Genomic DNA, 15,171 nt, shown 5'->3' with positions numbered 1-15,171 from the left:
GGGTAACGCCAAACCCCGATTTTGCAGGGCGGGACCTGCCGCTGACATAGCTCTCAAAGACGGCACGCGGAGCCGCGGCATTCCCTCGCCTCCAGGCTGCAGACCTGGACCCGACCGCGACGGTACCCAAAAAGACGTCGCCCGCCCCCCGGTCAGGCCCGGGAGTCGAGCGACGTCTCATCGACGCACAGGCGCCACGAACAGCGTTCGCGGCGCCGTCACTTCTGTGAAATCCGGCTTTCCTACTCGGCGATCAGTTCACCGGAGCCGCCAAGCTCGGCGGGAAAGTCCTTCAGCTTGGGCAGCCCATCCCGCATCGGCAGCACCGTCTCGGCGTAATTGACATGCACGCCGGGCGTGAACGGGAGTGTCGGGAGGGTTGCGGCGAAGACATCGACCAGCCCGAGCGTCGGATGATTGGTCATCAGGTGACCGCCGCACTCCGCGCAGTACTTGCGCTGGCTCATCGGAGTCTTCTCGAACGTCGCGACATGTTGCGCGCCCGTCGTGATCCGTACCGCTTCCGGCTTCCACAGGGTGAACGCGTTCACCGGTCCTCCGGACCACGAGCGGCACGAACGGCAATGACAATAACCCATTCCTTCCGGCGCGCCCGTGACCTGGACCTCAACCGCACCGCAAAAACAGCTTCCAGTATGCTTCATGATTCTTCCGTCTCCTTACAGACAATTGAGAAGTGGTCAGTTCAGCTTGTGCCAAGGGAACAGCATCGAAACGTGCTCGCGATAACGGCGATATTCATCGCCGAACATGCCGACGAGGTCGCGCTCTTCGAGCATGATGCCGACGAAGATGTAGGCCGTGGTCACCGCCGCGAACAGCAGATGCCCGGCGCTCATCGTCGGGGTCGCCCAGAACGCGATGATGAAACCGAGATAGATCGGGTGCCGGACAAAACGGTAGAAGAACGGCGTCCGGAAGACCGGCGCCGGCATCTCGCGGCCGACGAGATTGTTGGCGACCTGATGTAGTCCGAACAGTTCGAAATGATTGATCAGGAAGGTGCTCATGAACACGATCACCCAACCGATGAACGACAGTGTGGCAATCACCATGGCCATTTCGGGCTCCTGGACATTCCAGATCACGGCCGGCATCGGACGCCATTGCCAGAAGAGTAGCACAAGCGCCAGACTTGCGCACAGCACATAGGTGCTGCGCTCGACTGACTTCGGAATAAACTGCGTCCACCAGTGTTTGAACGATTTACGCGCCATGACGCTATGTTGGATGGCGAATAACGACATCAGTGTGAGATTGACGACAATTGCCTCGAATATCCCCGAATTCGCGCCGGTATCGATCGCCTTCGGCACGATGAGCCCCGATACGAAGCCGATGGCGTACAGAATCGTGAACAGGAATGTGAGATAGGCCACACCGCCGAACAGAAATGCAGTGAATCTTGATATTCGATTGCCCGGCGTAGACGGGCCGATGACTTGGGTTTCCGTCATTAAATTGACTCCGCGCGGGAAATGGGATTGCAACTCCCGATTTTGGCAGGATGCATGAAGAATGGCGCCAGGACTTTGCCTGATGCTTGATCTCTTCATGAGACCGACTTGATTGTTTCTTGAGAAAGGTGCGGTAGCGCACGTGAAATTCAACTTCGATAATCACATCCTGGACACCGATCGTCGCGAGCTGCGCCGTGGCGGCGAACTGGTGGCGATGCAGCCGCAAGTATTCGACTTGCTGGTTCACCTGTTGAAACACCGCGATCATGTGGTCAGCAGGGACGATCTCATAGCGCTGGTGTGGGGAGGACGGATCGTCTCGGACTCGACGCTGGACAGCCGGATCAACGCCGCTCGAAACGCGATCAGCGACAACGGCAAGGAACAGCGGCTCATCCGCACCATTCCACGCAAGGGGATTCGCTTCGTCGGCGCCGTGAACGGGCCATGTGATGCACAGGCCGCATCGGCGATAGAAGTAGAACAACCGAGTACGGGGTTAGCGCTGCCCGACCGGCCGGCGATAGCCGTACTGCCGTTCGACAATATGAGCGGCGACCGGGAACAGGAGTATTTCTCCGACGGGATCAGCGAGGACATCATCACCGCGCTGTCGAAATTGCGCTGGTTCTTCGTGATCGCGCGCAACTCGTCGTTTACCTACAAAGGCAAGCCGGTGCACATGCGGCAGGTCGCTGCCGAACTCGGGGTGCGCTACGTGGTCGAAGGCAGTGTGAGAAGGAGCGGCGATCGCGTCCGCATCACCGCACAGCTCAATGACACCGCGACCGGCAGCCACATCTGGGCGGAGCATTACGACCGCGAGCTGACCGACGTATTCGCCGTGCAGGACGAGATCACCGACGCCATCGTCACCGCGATCGAGCCGCAGATCTACGCGGCGGAGAACTTTCGCAGCCGGCGCAAGCCGCCAAACAACGTGGACGCGTGGGATCTGGTCATGCGGGCGCTGTCGCATCACTGGCGGGTGACGCGTCCCGACAGCCTCGCCGCTCAGGCGCTGCTGGAACGCGCGATCGCGATCGATCCGAACTACGGCCAGGCGCTGGCCCTGTTCGCGACCAACCATATGTTCGGCGTGCATCTGGGCTGGACTGATCTTGCAACTGCAGCGCCTGTCGCCGAGCAAGCGGCATTGGCGGCGATTGCCGCCGATAGCGAGGATGCCTGGGCGCATACGGCCCTCGCGAGCGTGTATTTCTCCACGCGCCGGCTCGACCATTCGCTCGCCGAGTTCGAACTGGCGCTCCAGCTCAACCCGAACTTCTCGCTGGCGCAGGGGTACTACGCTCTGGCGCTGTCCTATAGCGGCCGGTGGACGGATGCCTATGCGGCGACGCAACGCGCGATCCGCCAGAGCCCGCGCGATCCCTCTTCCGCGATCTATTACGGCGTTGCAGCCTACGCCCAGTTCGTCGGAAGGAACTATCAGGAAGCAATTGCGCTGGCGCGCGAGGCGACCCGTCAGCGCGGCGATCTCACCGGCGCCTATCGGGTTTTGACGGTCGCGGCCGGCATGACCGGCCAGATCGAACTCGCCCAGACCGCGCTTCACGAGTTGCGTCGGACCCAGCCCAATATTTCGCTCGCCTGGATCGCGACGCAGTTACCCTGGAAGCTCGACGCCGATCGCGAGCACTATCTCGAAGGCTTTCGCCGCGCCGGGCTGGAATGAGCATTACTGCTGCCTTTCCCGGAACGACAGCAATCCCTGCGAGGCAAGGCCGCCTACGACGTAGTGCAGCCTCTGCGGTTCAGCGCGGGAGGGCCCTGACGGGAACAGGATGCTCCGTCGCGAATCCATACAACAGCGCCAGCCGGTCGAGGCATTCGCGGAATCGCCTTGAAAAATAGTCGCTCCAGCGTTTGGTACACAGGCCCCGCCGCTGGCCGATCTGCTCCATGGTCAGGCCCTGGACCAGCACGTCATGCACCAGCGCCGAGCCGTCCGCGCCAAGTTCGCGTTCGGCCCGGTTCAACCGCAACACGGCCTTGCGCTGGCCCTCGGTGATCGGTTCTCGGCTTTGCCCGCCATCGACATATTCCCGGGTCGGATCGACCGCGCGCGGTCCGCGCTCGGCTTTCTCCCAGTCGCTCTGGAACGCACGCCCGGCCTGATATTGCGCCTCGTCGATCTGGCGGTGGGAATGCAGGCGCGCGAGCGGATCGTTGCGGATCGAACGCAGGGCAACGATCTTCTCGCCGGGTTCCAACGCCAGGGGATTGTCAACCTCGACGGTCGCGACTTCGGCATTGCGCAACAAATCCCGGGACCTTCGGTCATGTGCCTTGGCGGGATCGTACGGCTTTCGGCGTTTGGCTTTCGGCATCTGATGGACTCCTTGAAAACAGCGAAATTCGGTTGCGACCGGCAGCTCTATTCGGTTGCAGGCCTATTCGATTGATGCGTCCGACACCTCCTCGCGCAGCAATTCCGACAATTCGTCCCAGCGGCCGCAGCCCACCGGCTGAAGTCCGATCAGCGCACGCAGATGAGCGATCCGATGGCGGCGCGGCAGCCGTTTCAGCCTGTCGGCGACGCATGTGAGGGCAGCGTTCTTCATGCCACCTCCACCACCCGCAGCGAAACCGTGCTCATTGCACGTTCGGCGGGCACGATCGGATCGCGGCTCAGATGAAAATGGGGCGTGCAGTAGCTCGAATCCTGGCGGCGCGGATGGCCGCAGAAGGTGATGGTCTCGCCCTCTTCGTCGCCGCCGTAGGGGTAACGGCAATCGCCCTTCTCCAGTTCGACCAGGGAGAGATGCCTCGGCTCGATCCCGACGCAGCGCAGCTTGACGGGCTTGACCTCTTTGAATACCGGCGTCGGCCAGAGAAGCGCAGCCGTCCTGAGAGCGCCGCGAGGGGGCTCAGCGATGTCACGCAGGTCAACCGGCTTGGTGGGCATCGACGGCGTATGGCGATCGTCCGCCTCCAGCCTCAGGCGCCGCGCGCGACCGAGCGCGGCACTGCGAGTGTAGGACGTATTGAATCGTGAATTGATGGCTTGCGCGGCTTCCGAAAACGACATGCCTTTGGCAATAAATTTCCGCAGCGCGTCCGAGTGCTCGGGCGCCCAGTTCGACAGTTCCATTTGTTGTCCTTGCTCTTGTCAACGCCGCCCGACGCCGGCGATCAATTTCTGATATTCCGAAATGAAAGTCAAGCTTGATTTCGGATAATCGGAATTGCTATGATTTCTGAAATTCGGAAAGGTCGAATCATGCTGGACATCAGGTTGATCGAACGGGGGCTGGAGAAGCCGGGCAAGACCAAGGGTGGGTTGGCGACGGCGATGGGCGTTCGCCCCGGCGCGGTTTCCGAGATCCTGTCCGGGCTGCGCCTGATCAAGGCGTCCGAAATCGCGCCGATCATCGACTATCTCGAATTGAACTCGGTGCCGATCATGGGCCGCGTCGGCGCCGGCGCCTCGATCGAGCCGGAACACGAACAGGTGCCGCCGGAAGGTCTTGGCGAGGTCGAACTGCCCTTCCCGATCGCGGAGGAAACCATCGCTTTCGAGGTATCCGGCGATTCCATGCTGCCGAAATACGAGAATGGCGATATCATCGTGGTCTATCGCGAGCAGCGCCATCCGCTCTCGAGCTTCTACGGCGAGGAAGCCGCCGTCCGCCTGAAGACCGGCGAGCGTTATCTGAAGACGATCGAGCGCGGAAAATCTCCGACCTCGGTCAATCTCACGAGTTTCAATGCCAAGCCCATCACCGGCGTAAAGCTGGAGTGGATCGGGGAAATCTGCGTCACCCTGCCCAGGGGCCAGATCGAGCGATTGCGTAACAAGGCGGCGGCCCGGGCACGCAAGGCGACACGGACGACGGGCGGCCGGACGCCGGATAAATAGCAATCGCTGTTGCGATCAGCGAATCGACTGATTCTGTCGATTCCAGCGATGGCTGCGCCGTTCTTACGTTGCAATTTCTGTTTTTCCGAATTTTTACTTGACTTATTTCCGTTTTTCAGAAATACTGCCATCGTAGATACCGGGCGCACGGGGATGAGGTCGATTGCCAGCATGCAGTATTTCGTCGTGATGATCGACTACGGCCGCCGCGGTCGCGAGGCCATCGTCGACCCGGAGATCACGAGGCGCGAGGTCATCTCCCGGATCGTGTCGGGTGAATACAGGAATATCAGCTTCGTCCATGAAATTGCAGATTGCTCGGTCGAGGATATCACCGCCGAGATTCTCAGCGAGGCGGCCCTGCCCGACATCGGTGCGACGGGCGCCGACCTGCAGGCCAGCCAGTTCGATCACATCCGCGACTTGCACAAACACGAGCGGGCCTGAGCTTGATCCTATTCCCTCAAAAAATTGTGATCCATGACCTGCTTTAATCGCCAATAACTTGCTTAATTATTCTTCACGTGAAGTCTATTCCGGCTGAGCGGACAATCGCGCTAGATTCGCGATTCGATTCCTCCGACCTGCAAAGTTCTTAAAGCCACAATGTATCCGTCAATGAAGGCTGAGCTCGCCGCACGCGACGGCGATCTTCGACTCCGTCTCCTGCTTGGTATCGCGGCCTGGTTTCTCTTTCTGGATCACGTCCCGCACAATGTGGTCAGCCTGCTGACCATGCGCAATTTCGGATTCAGCGGCGCCACCGACCTGTTCGTGTTTATCGGCGGCTGTACTGCCGCCATCCTCTATGGGCGGATGATGCTGGAGCGCGGGTTCGTCGTGACGGCAACCCGTATCTTCAAGCGGCTGTGGCAGCTTTACGCCGCCTATATCGTCCTATTCGTGATCTATATCGATCTGATCGGATATGTCGCGCGCAAGTCCCGCGCATCCGAACTCATCGGCGATTTCAACGTCACCGGAATCGTCGACCATACGATCCGGACGCTGATTCACGGCCTGCTGCTGCGAGCCAAGCCGCTCAACCTCGAAGTGCTGCAACTGTTTATCGTATTGATGGTGGTATTCCCGTTCGTTCTGTTCGCCTTGGTGCGTCGGCCGAATATCACCATGGCGGGGTCGATTGGTCTCTACTTCGCGGCCCGTCAATTCGACTGGAATTTGTCTTCGTTTCCGGATGGACGGTGGTATCTCAACCCGTTCTGCTGGCAGCTCCTGTTTGTGCTCGGCGCCTGGCTGGCATTGGGCGGCGCGAAACAAATCCGCGCTCTACATAAGCTTCAGGAATTCGCGGTCCTGCGTGCGGCGGCGTGGCTGTACCTGCTCTTTGCCCTGGCGGTGACGGTGGCAGGGAAATTTCCCCAGACCGGCTTGGTCCCGGATCTCCTGCGCGATGCCTTTCTTCCCAACGACAAGGAAAACCTCGCCCCTCACCGGGTGCTTCACTTTCTCGCGCTGGCTTTTCTGTTTGCCTACATGGTGCCGCGAGACTGGTCCGGTTTCCGATGGCCGGCGTTGCAGCCGGTCATCATATGCGGTCAGGAATGGCTGGCGGTCTTTTGTGCCGGTGTGTTTCTTTCGTTTGCCGGACATCTCGTGCTGATCACGGGCCCGGATTCGCTCGCCATGCAAGTCCTGGTCAGCCTTGCCGGGATTTTGATCATGACGGGCGTGGCCTACTACGTGTCGTGGTCCAAGCGGCAGGATCACAAGCCGGCATTCCGGACCCAGGCAATGACGGGACTTCCGGAGGAAGGCCGGTTCGCCAAATAATTCGCGCCGTTTTTCTACTGTCCGACCGCTTGGTCGTAATGTTTCACGGTAAGTTCGTCCACGAAGCCCGCGCCAGCGAAACCAATCTCACCGAAATTGGGCGACATATGGCGGGGCATTGAGGGTCAGGACTGATGGTCGACTATTCCTTGCTGAGCCCGCTGGAACGCGACGTGCACTTCCTGCGGCGATCGTTCGACGTCGCCCGTCGCGCCCTGACCCATGGCAATCACCCTTTCAGCGCCCTGCTCGTCGACCGGAACGGCACCGTGCTGATCGAAGTCGAGAACGGCTATATGCCGTCCCACGACAGCACCGCGCATGCCGAACGGCTATTGGCGACGCAGGCCTGCACGACGCTCAGTTCCGAGATTCTCAAAGATGCAACTCTCTATTCGTCCGCAGAACCCTGCGCGATGTGCGCAGGGGCGATCTACTGGGCTGGCATCGGCCGCCTGGTCTACGGGCTGAGTGAACATCGGCTGAGGGATCTCACCGGCAACCATCCGGAAAATCCGACCCTCAACCTTCCCTGCCGCGACGTTTTCGCGAGCGGGCAACGCACGACCGAGGTGGTAGGCCCGCTGCTTGAGGACGAGGCTGCGGCGGTTCATGCCGGGGTCTGGAACGAGTAGCCCCGCTGACCGGGTCGTTTCGAATTGTCAGGACCGTTACAATTCTGCAACAAGCCGCTCCGTATTTTCGCGGTGGCTGTGCCGCGCATCGCGGTCCGGAAACGCTTCATACAGCGACGCAATCGGGAATCGCGAAGGGCCTGTTGCCTGCCAAAGGGTTGAGCAAGGGCTGACGCATTTTCCCTACTTACGCGCGCGCCTAAACTAGCTCAGTATTGAGGCATCCATTCCTCAGATGCGTGATAACGGATGCCAGATTCGACGCCTGCGGTGCACGCCGGTGCCAGCCCGCTGCTCCAGACGGTTGGCCTGACCAAGCGCTATGGCACGTTCGTCGCCAATGAGGCGATCGACATAGATATCTGGCCGCAGCAGATCCACGCGCTGCTCGGCGAAAACGGCGCAGGCAAATCAACCCTCGTCAAAGCCATCTATGGATTGATCCAGCCGAGCGAAGGTGAAGTGCGCTGGCAGGGCGAGAAGCTGGTCCTCTCCGGACCATCGGAGGCACGCAGCCGTGGCATCGGCATGGTGTTCCAGCATTTCTCGCTATTCGACAATCTGACCGTGGCGGAAAACGTCGCCCTCGGACTCGACGGCAAGGAATCCTTCAAGGACATGTCGGCGCGCCTTGAAGAAGTATCCCGTGTTTACGGGCTTCCGCTCGATCCCAGGCGCGAGGTCTGGCAATTGTCCGTCGGCGAACGCCAGCGCATCGAGATCGTGCGTGCGCTGATGCAGAATCCGAAATTCCTGATCCTCGACGAGCCGACCGCGGTGCTGACCCCTCAGGAGGCCGACCAGCTCTTCGCCGTGCTCGATCGCCTCAAGGCTGAGGGGCGAGCGATCCTCTACATCAGCCACAAGCTGGAAGAAGTGAAACGCCTCTGCGACACCGCCACCATCCTGCGCGGCGGCAAGAAAATCTCGACCTGTAATCCCAAGGCGGAGACTGCGGCCTCACTCGCGCGCATGATGGTCGGCGGCGAGATCGGGCAAGTGAAAGCTGCCGCCAACAGGCAAACCACGGTGCCGCGGCTGGTCGTCAACGACCTCAGCCTTGCGCCGGACGATTCCCACGGCGTGCGGCTTCAGCACATTTCCTTCGAGCTCAAGGGTGGTGAAATCCTGGGCATCGCAGGCGTCGCCGGCAACGGCCAGGACGAACTTTTCGCCGCTCTGTCGGGAGAACGGCAGGCCCAGGATCCCGGCGCCGTCGTCATCGACGGGCAAGCCGCAGGGCACCTTTCGATTACCCAGCGGCGCAAGCTTGGCGCGGCGTTCGTTCCTGAGGAAAGACTCGGCCACGGTACCGCACCGCGGATGAGGCTTTCCGAGAACGCCCTGCTGACCGGTCATGCCGCCAGCGGCATGGTCCGGCACGGCTTCGTCAATACCGCTGCGACCCTGAAGACCGTCGACCGCACCACCGAAACCTTCGACGTGCGCAAGGCCAAGCGCGATCCGGAAGCCGCCAGCCTCTCCGGCGGCAATCTGCAGAAGTTCATCGTCGGCCGCGAAATCCTTCGCAACCCGGCCGTGCTGGTCGTGAGCCAGCCGACCTGGGGCGTGGATGCGGGTGCGGCCGCCGTGATCCGGCAGGCCCTGCTCGATCTCGCCGCCAGCGGCGCCGCAGTGCTGGTCACCAGCCAGGACCTCGACGAACTCGCCGAAATCACCGACCGCATCGCCGTGATGTTCCACGGCCACCTGTCAGAGCCAATGGCGACCAGTGAAGCAAGCCGCGAGAAGCTCGGCCTGTTGATGGGCGGAAGCACCCTGGAGCAGAAGGAAGCGGCGCATGCAGTTGGTGCTTGAAAAGCGCGCCGAGCGATCGAACATGATCGCGCTGATTTCGCCGCTGATCGCGATCGGCCTGACGCTCGTCACCACTAGCATCCTGTTTGCGATTCTCGGCAAAAATCCGATATCCGCACTTGGCGTCTACTTCATCGATCCCCTGACTGACAGCTATTCGCTGCAGGAGATCGCGGTGAAGGCGACACCCTTGGTGATGATCGCGATCGGCCTGTCGTTCTGCTACCTCGCCAACGCCTGGAACATCGGCGCCGAAGGACAGTTCCTGATCGGCGCCGTCACCGGCAGCTGGCTTGCGGTGAAGACGCAAGGCACTGACGCCGGCCCCTGGGTCTTGCCGGCGATGCTGCTGCTGGGAGCCGTAGGCGGCGCGCTCTATGCCCTGATCCCGGCGATCTGCAAGGTCAGGTTCGGCGCCAGCGAAATCCTGACCAGCCTGATGCTGGTGTACGTGGCCGATCTCTTCCTCGACTATCTCGTGCGCGGTCCCTGGCGCGATCCCAAAGGCTTCAACTTTCCGACCACCGCCGAATTCGATCCGGTCGCGACCGTGCCGGTGCTGATCGAGGGCGGCCGCTTGCACCTTGGCGGCATCATTGCGTTGGTGGTTGTCGCGGCGGGCGCTGTGCTGCTCGGCAAGACCATCAAGGGCTTTGAAATCCGCGTTGTCGGCGCCGCCCCGCGCGCCGCGCGCTTCGGTGGCTTCAGCTCTAACCGATTGATCCTGCTGACTTTCGCGATCTCCGGCGCGCTGGCGGGAATGGCCGGGATCATCGAGGTCGCAGGTCCCGTCGGACATCTGCAGCCCGGTATCTCACCCGGCTACGGTTTCACCGCCATCATCGTCGCGTTCCTGGGACGGCTGAACCCGGTTGGAATATTAATTGCAGGACTTTTCCTCGCACTCACCTTCATCGGCGGCGAGCAGGCGCAAATCGCGATGAAAATCCCGTTGGACGTCACCAAGGTATTCCAGGGTATTCTTCTGTTTTTCGTGCTCGCCTGCGACTCCCTCATTCTGTACAGGTTCAAGCTCATTTTCGCGTCACCAAAGGTGTCCCGTGGGGCTCATTGAGGCCATCATCCTTGCGGTGCTGGCGGCCTCCACGCCGCTGCTGCTGGCTGCGACGGGCGAGCTCGTGACCGAACGCGCCGGCGTGCTCAATCTCGGCGTTGAGGGCATGATGATCGTGGGCGCGGCCTGCGGCTTCGGCGGCGCCTGGCTTTCCGGCTCGGTCGTCATCGGTGCGCTGTGCGGCATCGTCGCCGGCGTGTTGATGTCGCTGATCTTCGCGCTGATGACGCTGGGGCTTGCGGTCAACCAGGTCGCGACGGGCCTCGCGCTGACCATTCTCGGCATCGGCCTTTCCGGCCTGATCGGCTCCCGATTCGTCGGCGAAAAGATTTCGCTGGCGCCGCATCTGTATATTCCCGGCCTCACCGATATCCCGCTGGTCGGGCGCATTCTGTTCGGCGAGGACGCCTTCGTATACCTCTCGCTGGCGCTAGTCATTGGCGTCTGGTTCTTCCTCTACAAGACGAGGGCCGGCTTGATCCTGCGGGCCACCGGCGACAACCACACTTCCGCGCATGCGCTCGGCTATCCCGTGCTCAGAATCCGGATGTTCGCGGTGATGTTCGGCGGCGCCTGCGCAGGCCTCGCCGGCGCCTATCTGCCGCTCGCCTACACGCCGTTCTTCATTCCAGGCATGACCGCCGGGCGCGGATGGATCGCGCTGGCGCTGGTCGTGTTCGCGTCATGGCTGCCGGGACGCCTCGCGATCGGCGCCTATCTGTTCGGCGCGGTGACGATCCTGCAGCTGCATGCGCAAGGCTGGGGCGTCGGTGTGCCCTCCCAGTTGATGTCGGCATTGCCGTATCTGGCGACCGTCATTGTCCTGGTCCTGATTTCACGTGCACGAACCGGCGGCTCCACCGCACCCGCGGCGCTTGGGACCGTCTTCGTGCCCGACCGGTAAACATGCCCGAAGCGCGCGCGACGGGGCGCCGCGCATCGGGAAAGACCGTCCACCCGTCAGCAAAACGGAGTATTCCATGCGCAAGATTCTCATCGCGGCGACCGCAGCGATGCTCGTTACCGGAGCAGGCCTGTTCGGCGCTTCCGCTGCCGATAAACTCAAGGTCGGATTCATTTATATCGGACCGGTCGGCGATCTCGGTTGGACCTATCAGCACGACCTCGGACGCCTCGCCATGCTCAAGGAATTCGGCGACAAAGTCGAAACCACGTTCCTCGAGAACGTCAGCGAAGGCCCGGACTCCGAACGCTCGATCGAGCAGCTGGCGCGCGCCGGCAACAAGCTGATCTTCACGACCTCGTTCGGCTATATGGAGCCAACGCTGAAGGTCGCCAAAAAATACCCGAACGTGCATTTCGAGCACGCCACCGGCTACAAGCGCGACAAGAATATGTCGACCTATTCGGGACGGTTCTACGAAGGCCGCTATATCCAGGGCATCATCGCCGCCAAGATGTCGAAGGCCGGCGTGCTCGGCTACATTGCCTCGTTCCCGATTCCCGAAGTGATCTCCGGCATCAACGCCACCATGCTCGGCGCACAGACGATCAACCCCAACATCAAGGTCAAGATTATCTGGGCCAACACATGGTTCGATCCCGGCAAGGAGGCCGACGCCGCCAAGGCGCTGATCGACCAGGGCGCCGATATCATCATGCAACATACCGATAGCCCTGCCGCGATGCAGGTCGCTGCCGAGCGCGGCAAGCTGGCGTTCGGTCAGGATTCCGAAATGATCAAGTTCGGGCCAAAGACGCAGCTCACCTCGATCATGGACAATTGGGGACCCTATTATATCGAACGCGTCAAGGCCGAGCTCGACGGCACCTGGAAATCGGAAGATTTCTGGGGCGGCCTGAAGACCAAGATCGTCGTGATGGCGCCCTACACCAACATGCCAGATGACGTGAAGCAGCTCGCGATGGAGACCGAAGCTGCCATCACCGAAGGCAAGCTGCATGCGTTCAAGTGCCCGGTGGTGGGTCAGGACGGCAAGGAAGTCGAATGCAAGGGCGGCACCCATCTCGACGACGGCCAAGTGCTCGGCATGAATTTTTACGTGAAGGGCATCGACGACAAGATTCCCGGGAAGTAGCGCGTCGTCATTGCGAGGCGCGCTTGCGACGAAGCAATCCATCCTTTTTTTCCGTTGTGGGATGGATTGCTTCGCTTCGCTCGCAATGACGGGCAGCCCTCAACCGTCGTGCATCGCACGCGCGGCGGCGCTGTGACGGCGGATCAGGTCGGGTACATCGAGACCGGGGATCGCACCGTCCGTTACCACCCAGTTGCCGCCAACCATCACCCGATCGGCGCGGTGCGCGCCGCATAGGACGAGTGCCGCCAGCGGGTCGCCATGGCCGGAGAAGCGCAGTTCGTCGAGCTTGAACAGCGCGAGGTCCGCGGCCTTGCCGACCGCGATTTCGCCGAGCTCGGGACGGCCGATGCAGGCCGCCGAGCCCTTGGTTGCCCAGCGCAGCGCGTCCTTGTGGCTGACGCGGGAAACGCCGTAGCGGGCCCGCTGCAGCAGGAATGCAGCGCGGACTTCCTGCATCAGGTTGGATTCATCGTTCGATGCCGAGCCGTCGACGCCAAGCCCGATCGAAACCCCCGCCTCCTCCATCTCGCAGACCGGACAGCAGCCCGACGCCAGGATCTGGTTGCTGCAGGCGCAATGGCTGATGGCGGTCTTGGCCTTGCCGAGCCGCTTCATTTCGTCCGGATTGAAGAAAATGCCGTGCGCCAGCCAGGTTCGTGCATTGAGCCAACCGCATTGTTCCAGATAATCCAGCGGCCGACAGCCATGCACCTGCTCGCAGAACTTGTTCTCGTCCTCGGTCTCCGCGAGATGCGTATGCAGGCGGACGTCGAGCTTGTCAGCAAGTGCGGCGGTCGCGCGCATCAGCGAGGTCGTCACTGAAAACGGCGAGCATGGCGCCAGCGCGATCTGCACCATCGCGTCCTCGCCTCGCTGATGATGCTTGGTCACCACGCGTTCACTGTCGGCCAAAATCGTGTCCTCGTCCTGCACCACGCTGTCGGGCGGCAGCCCGCCATCCTTCTGCGAGCGATCCATCGAGCCGCGCGTCAGCAGCACGCGGATGCCCAGGCGCCCCGCGGCAGCGACCTCGATATCGACGGCCTCTTCAAGCCCGGCCGGAAACACATAATGGTGGTCGGTCGTGGTGGTGCAGCCCGACAGCAGCAATTCCGACATCGCCACGGTGACGCCGAGATGGAGCGATTCCGGCGTCAGCCGCGCCCAGACCGGATACAGTGCTTGCAGCCACGGAAACAGTTCGCGATCGAGCGCCGCCGGCAGCGCTCGGGTCAGCGTCTGGTAGAAATGATGATGGGTGTTGATCAAGCCGGGCAGCACGACGTGGGCGCTGGCGTCATATACAGTGGCGTTGGCGGTCGCAGGTTCTCGGCCGCGCGGCACCAGCTCGACGATCTTGCCGCCGCGGACCACGAAGCCGCGCTCGGCGCCGTCAGCGAGAATAGAAAGGGGATCCCTGATCCAGATCGCCTGCGTTTGGTCCATGATCCCACCTGATTTGCGAAAGGCGTCTCGCTCTTGGCGAACACCCTCCCCTTTACGCAATGCAAAGGCCATCCCAACGACATTGGCAATTGGCGCTGGTCTTGCAAGACTTCATAGTCTTAGATGCATCTACTTGAAAGCGTTAGCCTATCCATGGACCTGAACACCATTACCGCGGTTGCACATCCGACCACGCGGGATCAATTGCCCGTTTGGACGGCAGGCGATGCTTGGCTCGCGGGCGGGACCTGGCTGTTCTCGGAACCGCAGGTCCATTTGACCCGGCTGATCGACCTCACCGACCTGAAATGGCCGGCGCTGACCGTCACGGAGACCGGGCTTTCGATATCCGCCACCTGCACGGTGGCGCAGCTCGATGCGTTGGCCTGCCCGCCGGAATGGATCGCCTCCCCGCTGATCAACCAGTGCTGTCGCGCGTTCCTCGCCTCCTTCAAGATATGGAAGACGGCCACCGTCGGCGGCAACATCTGCATGTCGCTGCCGGCGGGGCCGATGATCTCCCTCACCTCGGCGCTCGACGGCATCTGCACGATTTGGCAGGCCGGTGGCGGTGAGCGGAAAATTCCCGTCGTCGATTTCGTCACCGGCGATCAGCGCAACGTACTCGCGCCGGGCGATCTGTTGCGGCAGGTCGAACTCCCGCTCGCGGCCCTGAGGCGGCGTTCGGCGTTCCGCCAGATTTCGCTGACGCCGCTCGGCCGTTCGGCAGCGCTCTTGATCGGCAGTGTCACCGGCGACGGTGGATTGGCGCTGACGATAACGGCATCGACCAAGCGGCCAGTTCGATTGTCCTTCGCGGGAATCCCAAGCGGCAAAGAATTGCGCGAAACGATCTTGCAGCGCATTGCCGACGACCTCTATCACAGCGACGTTCACGGCAAGCCGATATGGCGCAAGCATATGACGCTGCGGCTAGCCGAAGAGATCCGCGTCGAATTGCAGGGCACGGCATAAG

General features: G+C 61.6%; 16 protein-coding genes. 10 read left to right on the top strand and 6 right to left on the bottom strand.

The genetic code is table 11. From position 1 onward, the window contains the following. Positions 1-242 precede the first annotated feature (242 nt). Positions 243-665 (bottom strand): GFA family protein, encoded by a 423-nt coding sequence (locus ACVWVY_RS19240; protein ID WP_456627851.1) that lies wholly within the window; start codon positions 663-665, stop codon positions 243-245. Positions 666-701: 36 nt separating this feature from the next. Beyond that, positions 702-1,478, bottom strand: coding sequence for a methanethiol S-methyltransferase (gene mddA, locus ACVWVY_RS19235; RefSeq protein ID WP_456627850.1), 777 nt, complete (start codon positions 1,476-1,478; stop codon positions 702-704). Positions 1,479-1,620: 142 nt separating this feature from the next. Between mddA and ACVWVY_RS19230 the strand changes: the two genes are divergently transcribed. After that, the gene (locus ACVWVY_RS19230) at positions 1,621-3,177 is read left to right on the top strand and encodes a winged helix-turn-helix domain-containing protein (RefSeq protein WP_456627849.1); all 1,557 of its coding nucleotides are present in this window, start codon (positions 1,621-1,623) and stop codon (positions 3,175-3,177) included. Positions 3,178-3,256: 79 nt separating this feature from the next. Here ACVWVY_RS19230 and ACVWVY_RS19225 read toward each other — a convergent pair whose 3' ends face one another. The 3 genes from ACVWVY_RS19225 to ACVWVY_RS19215 form a co-directional block, all read right to left on the bottom strand. Continuing rightward, the gene (locus ACVWVY_RS19225; protein WP_456627848.1) at positions 3,257-3,832 is read right to left on the bottom strand and encodes a DUF6456 domain-containing protein; all 576 of its coding nucleotides are present in this window, start codon (positions 3,830-3,832) and stop codon (positions 3,257-3,259) included. 63 nt (positions 3,833-3,895) lie between these two features. Further along, a complete protein-coding gene (locus ACVWVY_RS19220; RefSeq protein ID WP_456627847.1) occupies positions 3,896-4,066 on the bottom strand; it encodes a hypothetical protein in 171 nt (56 codons plus the stop codon). Further along, complete coding sequence (locus ACVWVY_RS19215; RefSeq protein WP_456627846.1) at positions 4,063-4,596, bottom strand: GcrA family cell cycle regulator; 534 nt, start codon at positions 4,594-4,596, stop codon at positions 4,063-4,065. The genes ACVWVY_RS19220 and ACVWVY_RS19215 overlap by 4 nt, the downstream gene beginning before the upstream one ends. A 129-nt stretch (positions 4,597-4,725) precedes the next feature. Between ACVWVY_RS19215 and ACVWVY_RS19210 the strand changes: the two genes are divergently transcribed. The 8 genes from ACVWVY_RS19210 to ACVWVY_RS19175 all read left to right on the top strand — a co-directional run bounded on the left by ACVWVY_RS19210 (position 4,726) and on the right by ACVWVY_RS19175 (position 12,746). After that, a complete protein-coding gene (locus ACVWVY_RS19210) occupies positions 4,726-5,364 on the top strand; it encodes a S24 family peptidase (protein WP_456627845.1) in 639 nt (212 codons plus the stop codon). A gap of 171 nt (positions 5,365-5,535) precedes the next feature. Further along, positions 5,536-5,811 (top strand): hypothetical protein, encoded by a 276-nt coding sequence (locus tag ACVWVY_RS19205; RefSeq protein ID WP_456627844.1) that lies wholly within the window; start codon positions 5,536-5,538, stop codon positions 5,809-5,811. A 171-nt stretch (positions 5,812-5,982) separates the two neighbouring features. After that, entirely contained in the window at positions 5,983-7,158 is a 1,176-nt protein-coding gene (locus ACVWVY_RS19200) for an OpgC domain-containing protein (RefSeq protein ID WP_456627843.1), read from the top strand. Positions 7,159-7,292: 134 nt separating this feature from the next. Beyond that, positions 7,293-7,793 carry a nucleoside deaminase gene (locus tag ACVWVY_RS19195; protein ID WP_456627842.1) on the top strand — a complete coding sequence of 167 codons (501 nt, stop codon included), beginning with the start codon at positions 7,293-7,295 and terminating at the stop codon, positions 7,791-7,793. A gap of 249 nt (positions 7,794-8,042) precedes the next feature. Next, positions 8,043-9,611 (top strand): ABC transporter ATP-binding protein, encoded by a 1,569-nt coding sequence (locus ACVWVY_RS19190; protein ID WP_456627841.1) that lies wholly within the window; start codon positions 8,043-8,045, stop codon positions 9,609-9,611. Beyond that, positions 9,595-10,686 carry an ABC transporter permease gene (locus ACVWVY_RS19185; RefSeq protein ID WP_456627840.1) on the top strand — a complete coding sequence of 364 codons (1,092 nt, stop codon included), beginning with the start codon at positions 9,595-9,597 and terminating at the stop codon, positions 10,684-10,686. Before ACVWVY_RS19190 ends, ACVWVY_RS19185 begins: the two co-directional genes overlap by 17 nt. Then, a complete protein-coding gene (locus tag ACVWVY_RS19180; RefSeq protein ID WP_456627839.1) occupies positions 10,673-11,590 on the top strand; it encodes an ABC transporter permease in 918 nt (305 codons plus the stop codon). Before ACVWVY_RS19185 ends, ACVWVY_RS19180 begins: the two co-directional genes overlap by 14 nt. Before the next feature lie 76 nt (positions 11,591-11,666). Further along, positions 11,667-12,746, top strand: coding sequence for a BMP family ABC transporter substrate-binding protein (locus ACVWVY_RS19175; protein WP_456627838.1), 1,080 nt, complete (start codon positions 11,667-11,669; stop codon positions 12,744-12,746). 99 nt (positions 12,747-12,845) lie between these two features. Here the strand turns inward: ACVWVY_RS19175 and ACVWVY_RS19170 are convergent, their stop codons facing one another. Next, complete coding sequence (locus ACVWVY_RS19170; protein ID WP_456627837.1) at positions 12,846-14,195, bottom strand: 8-oxoguanine deaminase; 1,350 nt, start codon at positions 14,193-14,195, stop codon at positions 12,846-12,848. Between the two features lie 153 nt (positions 14,196-14,348). Here ACVWVY_RS19170 and ACVWVY_RS19165 point away from each other — a divergent pair, with 153 nt between their 5' ends. Further along, a complete protein-coding gene (locus tag ACVWVY_RS19165) occupies positions 14,349-15,170 on the top strand; it encodes an FAD binding domain-containing protein (protein ID WP_456627836.1) in 822 nt (273 codons plus the stop codon). The last annotated feature ends 1 nt before the right edge of the window (position 15,171 follow it).

It is taken from the genome of Bradyrhizobium sp. URHC0002, assembly GCF_054059515.1.
This window is presented reverse-complemented; position numbering and strand designations above follow the sequence as displayed.

Coding starts and splice junctions, on each gene's coding strand:
- ACVWVY_RS19225 (WP_456627848.1), bottom strand. CDS start 3,832: ATGCCGAAAGCCAAACGCCGAAAGCCGTACGATCCCGCCAAGGCACAT.
- ACVWVY_RS19210 (WP_456627845.1), top strand. CDS start 4,726: ATGCTGGACATCAGGTTGATCGAACGGGGGCTGGAGAAGCCGGGCAAG.
- ACVWVY_RS19185 (WP_456627840.1), top strand. CDS start 9,595: ATGCAGTTGGTGCTTGAAAAGCGCGCCGAGCGATCGAACATGATCGCG.
- ACVWVY_RS19215 (WP_456627846.1), bottom strand. CDS start 4,596: ATGGAACTGTCGAACTGGGCGCCCGAGCACTCGGACGCGCTGCGGAAA.
- ACVWVY_RS19240 (WP_456627851.1), bottom strand. CDS start 665: ATGAAGCATACTGGAAGCTGTTTTTGCGGTGCGGTTGAGGTCCAGGTC.
- ACVWVY_RS19205 (WP_456627844.1), top strand. CDS start 5,536: ATGCAGTATTTCGTCGTGATGATCGACTACGGCCGCCGCGGTCGCGAG.
- ACVWVY_RS19200 (WP_456627843.1), top strand. CDS start 5,983: ATGAAGGCTGAGCTCGCCGCACGCGACGGCGATCTTCGACTCCGTCTC.
- ACVWVY_RS19165 (WP_456627836.1), top strand. CDS start 14,349: ATGGACCTGAACACCATTACCGCGGTTGCACATCCGACCACGCGGGAT.
- ACVWVY_RS19170 (WP_456627837.1), bottom strand. CDS start 14,195: ATGGACCAAACGCAGGCGATCTGGATCAGGGATCCCCTTTCTATTCTC.
- ACVWVY_RS19175 (WP_456627838.1), top strand. CDS start 11,667: ATGCGCAAGATTCTCATCGCGGCGACCGCAGCGATGCTCGTTACCGGA.
- ACVWVY_RS19220 (WP_456627847.1), bottom strand. CDS start 4,066: ATGAAGAACGCTGCCCTCACATGCGTCGCCGACAGGCTGAAACGGCTG.
- mddA (WP_456627850.1), bottom strand. CDS start 1,478: ATGACGGAAACCCAAGTCATCGGCCCGTCTACGCCGGGCAATCGAATA.
- ACVWVY_RS19195 (WP_456627842.1), top strand. CDS start 7,293: ATGGTCGACTATTCCTTGCTGAGCCCGCTGGAACGCGACGTGCACTTC.
- ACVWVY_RS19190 (WP_456627841.1), top strand. CDS start 8,043: ATGCCAGATTCGACGCCTGCGGTGCACGCCGGTGCCAGCCCGCTGCTC.